The organism is Neobacillus sp. KR4-4 (assembly GCF_042136325.1).
GTDB lineage: Bacteria > Bacillota > Bacilli > Bacillales > Cytobacillaceae > Neobacillus.
In genome coordinates this window covers 136,230-142,531 of the sequence record NZ_JBHHJU010000014.1, presented here as the reverse complement: position 1 = coordinate 142,531, position 6,302 = coordinate 136,230, and the positions used below count along the sequence as shown (strand labels likewise).

Below are 6,302 nucleotides of genomic sequence, written 5' to 3'. Positions count from 1 at the left end.
GGCTCCCCGAACCGCCCGCGGAAAGCGAAGCCGCCTGGAACGGAAATCAACAGACTAGTTTAATGTAGCCAAACAAAAAAGACTGTCGATTTAAAACCCGAAATCCTTCGGATTTGTCGACAGTCTGAAGCAGGAACCCTTGTAGGGTTTCCTGCTTCATTTTTAAAGATTTACTTTTACATATTTTGCTACATAGATTTGTCCTTTTTGCTTGTAGTTTAGGAGAAATCCGGCAGGTACACAGTTGGACGTGATGGGTAATCCCACATCCGCGACAAGCCTATTTCCTTCTACTTTCCAGTTTACGGATTGATAGAGCGGGAATCGATGGTGATAATAAGTATTTTTACAAATATTGGCTGCCTTCCATTTTTGACCTCTCCCGGAAATTTGAATGGTTTTATTAGTTGCGGTAATTTTGAAATCACGTTCTATGGTGTGGACGGGGTTGTCGATGTCCATCTCCTCGTAAGCCTGCCTTCCATTTGTAGTTTCTACTCGCTGGAGAATGTGTGCTTCCTTCTGTACTACCCATGTCCCTGTGCCAAGAGTTATTATTACGACGACTTCTTTTATTCCATCATTATTGAGATCTATTACATGTAGTTCGGGAGTCCGTGATTCACTCATTGCCACTTCCCATCCGAATGTTTCTACCACTTCTTTCCCTATTTTGACTCGAAAATCAATATACAGTTCTTCTTTTGGATTAGGAGTAGCATATAAATAAACCTTTTCCTTCTCATTTGCTACGACGAGAGTTTGTCTCGGTTCGGTTGGTACCTCAGCAGATACTATATTTGATGCGATAAATATCATACAAGCTAGGATAGCCAGGATTCTTTTCAATGCTTGCCCTTCTTTCCATTCTTGTTGTAAAGTTTGTGGCATAGCTAAAAACATACTGTGAAATGCTTCCAAATTAATTTATTTTATTATGTGATTTTGAAGTGGAACTAGCTTGGTTTCCTTGATGCCTTCTAGCACTAGGCTTGCTATTTTCTGGGCACCGGTCTCCTTAAAATGTGTGTTGTCCTGAACACCATTTGGATAGTTCTTGTTCTCCCCAGGTTTTAGCCAAAGAAAAACATCCTTCGTCCTATCGGGTCCAAGCTCTTGAAACAATTCCTTGCTATTGGCAGTAAGGTCAATCACAGGTACATGTTCCTCCAAACCAAGTTCCTTCATAGCTGTTGGATACTCACCATGTGAATTACGTGCACTGCCTTCTTTGGTAAAGCTCCTTCGTTCAACGGGTGTAACAAGGACAGGAATAGCTTGTTTGGCACGCGCACCGTCAATAAATTGTTTTAAATAGCTTTTATATGTAGAGTACGGTTCAGTATAACGGCTCGGATCGTTTATTTTTTCGTCATTATGTCCAAATTGAATAAAAAGGTAATCCCCTTTCTTAATTTGCTTCAAGATGGATACGAGTCTCCTTTCAGCAATAAAACTTTTTGAACTCCTTCCTGGTATAGCAGCATTTTTCACCACAATGGTATCATCGAAATAGCGTTGAATAAATTGTCCCCAACCCGCTCGAGGTGCATACGAACTTGAATATTCAGAAACAGTTGAGTCTCCCGCTAGATATACTGTTATACGTTTTTTGTGGGGGTATTCGTTATTGGCCATTTTGGCAAAGCTATTTATTGATATTAATCCAAAAACTAGTAATAGCAAGGTTGCCATTACTATTTTCCAATTAACTTTTTTTCGCATACCACCACTCCTTGATGTTAACCTCTAGGTATATTATATCGGTGATTATGGACCAATTATGCATTATTGGTGACATTAATCGTTCGAGTGCCCCTATGTCAGGGAAAAAAATATTGGCGACCAAACCCATCAAAATGAAGGGGTCCAGTCGCCAATTGAGATGGATCCATTTCTCTGTATCCTTAGAACCTATTTCAGTTTGATACTATGTCTAAATTGATCATAATCCGTTTTAATAAAATGAAAGGCGGAAGCGTTTCCGCCGTGATCGGGGTGGGTTATTTTTAATAATTTTTTATACCTTGTTAAGACCTCTTTATCGCTCGCCATTTTTGAAAGTCCCAATTTTTGACGATAATCAATGGTGTGAGAAGGAGAAGGTGTATGGACTTTTTCTTCAAATTCAGGGTCTTTTTGTTTTCCTTTAAATAGTTCACCTTTTATTTTTAGCAGTTCATTCGTCAAATCAATATTCTCTTTTAGCAATTTCTTAGTTTCCATTTGAAATTCACTTTTCTCTTTTTCCAGTTTCATCAAATCTTTTTTTAAGATGTCTATTTGCTGGATTAATCTAGCTATTGAGGTTTGATGGAGATGTTCGATTCCTTTTATATGTTCATCCTGTGCCTTTAATTTTACTTTTAATTGACGGATCATCATATCCAAATCGGAAGGACGATTAGTTAACGGTTTTGATGCTGATTCTTTAAGCGGATAGGTAGGTTTCTGTATTCCACTGCCCACTTTTTCAATCTGTCCTTCACGCAGCATTCGACGAACGATTTGAACAGCTGTGCTATCGGCAACCCCTGCGTCCTTTAATAGATGAAAGGCTTGATCTGTATTGTTAAGTATGTACCCCGTATCCTGTCCTGAGCCCTTATAGGTAATCTTTCTTTCTCGAAACCAACGTCTAACGGTTTGAATACTATTATCTTCAGTGACTCCTGCTTCTATTAACAACTCGAAAGCTTGATCTGTGTTCAAAATGTTCCCCTTCATTCCCACTTTTTATCATTATTTTATATGAGGAAATTTATAATGTGAATGGATAAAAGAGACTATCATTTTCGACAAAGACCACTATCAATGGTCACGATTTACTATATAATTTAATAAATGCTTTAAAAAAGAAATATTGCGCGGTATCTCCTGCAATGATTCCATCGCCTGACAGTAATGTTCCCACATTTCTTTTCTAGCCCCTTCAGAACCTAGAATAGACACAAAAGTCGAGTTATTGTTTTCTGCATCCTTACCAATGGGTTTTCCTAATAAATTCGTATCCCCTTCAACATCAAGCAGATCATCCTTAATCTGGAATGCTATCCCGGCATGATGCGCGAATTTTTTTAAAGCGGCTATTTCGGACTCCTGCACTCGGGCAAGTATAGCAGGCATGATCAACGATGCTTCGAATGCTAAACCCGTTTTATAAAAGCACATTGTATTCAATTGTTCCAACGTCAATTGTTTCCCTTTAGAATTCAAGTCCATCGCTTGACCCATACACATAACTGCCGTCATCTCTGCCGAATAGTGGATTAATTGAAGGACAATGTTTGAATCAAATTGGTCAAGAGATGCTTGTTCTTCAATAGCTTTCTGAGTCAGGAAGAGGCCCGTTAACTCCGCGATCGAAACGTTAAATACCTGATGGAGAGTTGCGCGCCCTCTACGGGTAGAGGCATTATCCTGGGATGGTAAATCATCGAAGATTAAGGAAGCCGTATGCATATATTCTAATGATTTCAAAAGCGGCACGATGGCAGACCTATTTAATCCATATTCGTTTACTCCCATAACCCAAGTCATGATGGGCCTTAATCGCTTTCCATCCCCTTCTAGACTGTAATTGGCAGCATCAATTAGTGGCTCAACGTCCTTAGTTTTATGGATTTTCAAGAATTGATTGATCTCACTGCGAATGGATTCAACCGTATCTTTAAAAATTTCCTGCTCATTTCGTTGATTCCTCAGCGTTATTATCATATGGTCTCGGAGTAGTTTATCAAAGAAATCAACATCATCCGCTTTACGCACCATTTTTTGAATGACACGATTAAATGCAGGATTCCCAGCAGCAAAAAGCTGCATCACTTCTTTATATTTATCTCTGCCCATACGTTCTTTATAGCGCTTAAGGCCGTTTATTGCCCGATCGAGAATCACCTCACAGGCCTTGCTATCTGAATGATACACCTCATGGATCAAGTTGGAAATAACAGTCCAGTATACTTCAAAGGGATTTATCAAATCGGCACGTTGATCATGATATTTTAAATAATAGGTATAGGGTGTTACCCTGCCATCTTTCAAGTCTTCATACATATCAGCAAAATCATCCGCAAGCTGGTTGTAAATACCGTAAAAAAAGGTGCGATTATCAATGCCTTCATCTTCTGGAGCATTAATGACCGAGCGAACAATCAATCGAGATGAAGAGGATTTTAAAATGACTGGTATATATAATTCTTCATTTGTATAAGTTGGATTGGATAAATCCTTTATACGGTCTACTTCCTGAGAATGAAAAAACACGTAGGCCAGCTCGAAAAACTTCTGTCTAGTTTCTAGTCGCAGACTAGATGTTATGTACTCAAAGGCATCCCGAAGTTCGGAATGAATAAATCGGATCAGATTCACATTTTTTCCTGTCCAATTACCTAATTTAGGAACGATTCCTGTAATGAGACTGGTGCGTATCAAATTGGAATACTGTTTTTCCTCTTCTATAGATAAGATTCCTGCATCAAGAAGGTCGTCAATAAAGGGATAGGTCAAACCATAGGAATATCCTAGTCTAATTGCATCAGCAAGTTTCTGTGAGCGCTCTTCAGCTGATAACTCATCCCCCATTTCTTCCATTTCATTCATGAATACCCCAGCGATGATTTTAATGAGCTTGCGCTGAGCATTTTCAGCATCCATCCCGTTTGGAATATTAGCAGAGACAGTCTTGAGTTTGTTAAATACCCAAATCAGTGTGGATTCAATGCCCTCCTTTTGGGCCATACGGTATAATCCCGCCATACTAAACATCTCATTATTTGTCTTTCGTTCTGGAGAACCTGAATGAATCAGTTGATTTTTCAAGTTGTCAACAACACGTTTGACTCTTGTCTGTGTCTCTGGAGAATCAAGGGCCTTTCCTAAATCGCGCATGAAAATATAAGAAATGCTCCGATCTAAGTAATTATCTAATTTACCAGTGTAATTTAGCCATTGGATATAATTGTGATAAGTTCGAGAATCAGGTTTTCCCTTGCCACGAGATATGAAGGATAATATAGAGTGATGGATATGGTTACGTTTCCAGGATTGAATATCTTTTGTGATCGTCTGAACATAGCTTTTTTCTACAACCTGTTTATAAAGTGAATGAAAATAATGAGCAGCTTTCTGCTCACCAATCTGATAGCTTAAATTTGGTTTTTTTATTAACTCCTTATTCATACATTTCATTACCCTCTTCTTAAGGTTGTTTTATTCTAATTAACTATCAAACTATTCTAATTATATTTAATGTTATTGAGTTTAACAATATAGTTATTAAATAACGAGACCGTTTAAATAATAAACGGTCTTTAAAAAGTTAAAATAAAATTGTCGATAAAAATACAACTGTGGTTACTGTAATCGCGCTAAGTAAAGTAGATAACAATACAACTTGTGCAGCGTATTCTGGATGATTTCCATATTCTAATGCGAACAAAGCACTATTTCTTGATGTTGGAAACGAGCTTGCAATAAACAACGCCTGTGCTGTAGTTCCATCCAGTTTTAAAGTTAAAATAATAATAAATGCAATGGCTGGAGATAAGATTAAACGACCAAATATACTTAAAAACAGCGGTAAAGAAAAACGACTGATTTTTATATTAGCACTTTGTGCCCCTAATGTAATTAGCGCCACTGCCAAAAATGCATTGGAGGTATTGTTTATTGGAGTCCATAGAAAAGTTGGGACGTCGATATGATACATATGGAGGAACAATCCTAATAAAAAGGCATATATGACAGGGTTTTTTAGAAACTCCTTCATTGCATTTAATCCATTTTGATCAACGGAAACAGAATTCAGTAATCCATATGTGTAGGTAAGCAAATTTTGAAATATCATGACAACAATTTGTATGGATGCACCCAAAGGGTTATGTTGAAAAATGAGCTGACTAACAGGTAAACCAAAGTTTCCAGAATTATTTAGGACGACACTATTTTTAAAAGTGGAAGACAGTCCGTTATCAAATCTTGCCACTTTAGATATTAGACTACTTATAATCATTAAGCATGAACATTGTATTACTAAAAAGCCAAGAATATGCAAAAGTGTTTCCCCGCCAACATTATTTTGATAAATATTGACAAAACTGACACAAGGCATGAGAAAGTATGTATTTAGCTTTGATAAAGTGTTCATATCAAACTTAAATTTCCGATGGAGAAAGATACCAGCTCCTATTAAGGCAAATACAGGCAAAATGACATTTAATACAATAAGTAAGAATACTTCCATAAAACTCTCCTTTATTCTACTCCCTTAAAATCAAATTTAGTCCAAAAACTCTTATATG

The 6,302-nt window shown here is 37.4% G+C and carries 5 protein-coding genes; all 5 read right to left on the bottom strand.

Annotation, left to right across the window (positions count from 1 at the left end; all coding sequences use genetic code 11):
- Positions 1–162: 162 nt before the first annotated feature.
- Positions 163–903 (bottom strand): hypothetical protein, encoded by a 741-nt coding sequence (locus ACE198_RS15905; RefSeq protein WP_375376197.1) that lies wholly within the window; start codon positions 901–903, stop codon positions 163–165.
- Between the two features lie 24 nt (positions 904–927).
- On the bottom strand, positions 928–1,638 hold the full coding sequence (locus ACE198_RS15900; RefSeq protein WP_375376200.1) for a rhamnogalacturonan acetylesterase: 711 nt from the start codon (positions 1,636–1,638) through the stop codon (positions 928–930).
- A 276-nt stretch (positions 1,639–1,914) separates the two neighbouring features.
- Complete coding sequence (locus tag ACE198_RS15895; RefSeq protein ID WP_375376196.1) at positions 1,915–2,712, bottom strand: hypothetical protein; 798 nt, start codon at positions 2,710–2,712, stop codon at positions 1,915–1,917.
- Positions 2,713–2,811: 99 nt separating this feature from the next.
- Positions 2,812–5,181 (bottom strand): polyprenyl synthetase family protein, encoded by a 2,370-nt coding sequence (locus tag ACE198_RS15890; RefSeq protein ID WP_375376195.1) that lies wholly within the window; start codon positions 5,179–5,181, stop codon positions 2,812–2,814.
- 139 nt (positions 5,182–5,320) lie between these two features.
- A complete protein-coding gene (locus ACE198_RS15885) occupies positions 5,321–6,244 on the bottom strand; it encodes an AEC family transporter (RefSeq protein WP_251463440.1) in 924 nt (307 codons plus the stop codon).
- Positions 6,245–6,302 lie beyond the last annotated feature (58 nt).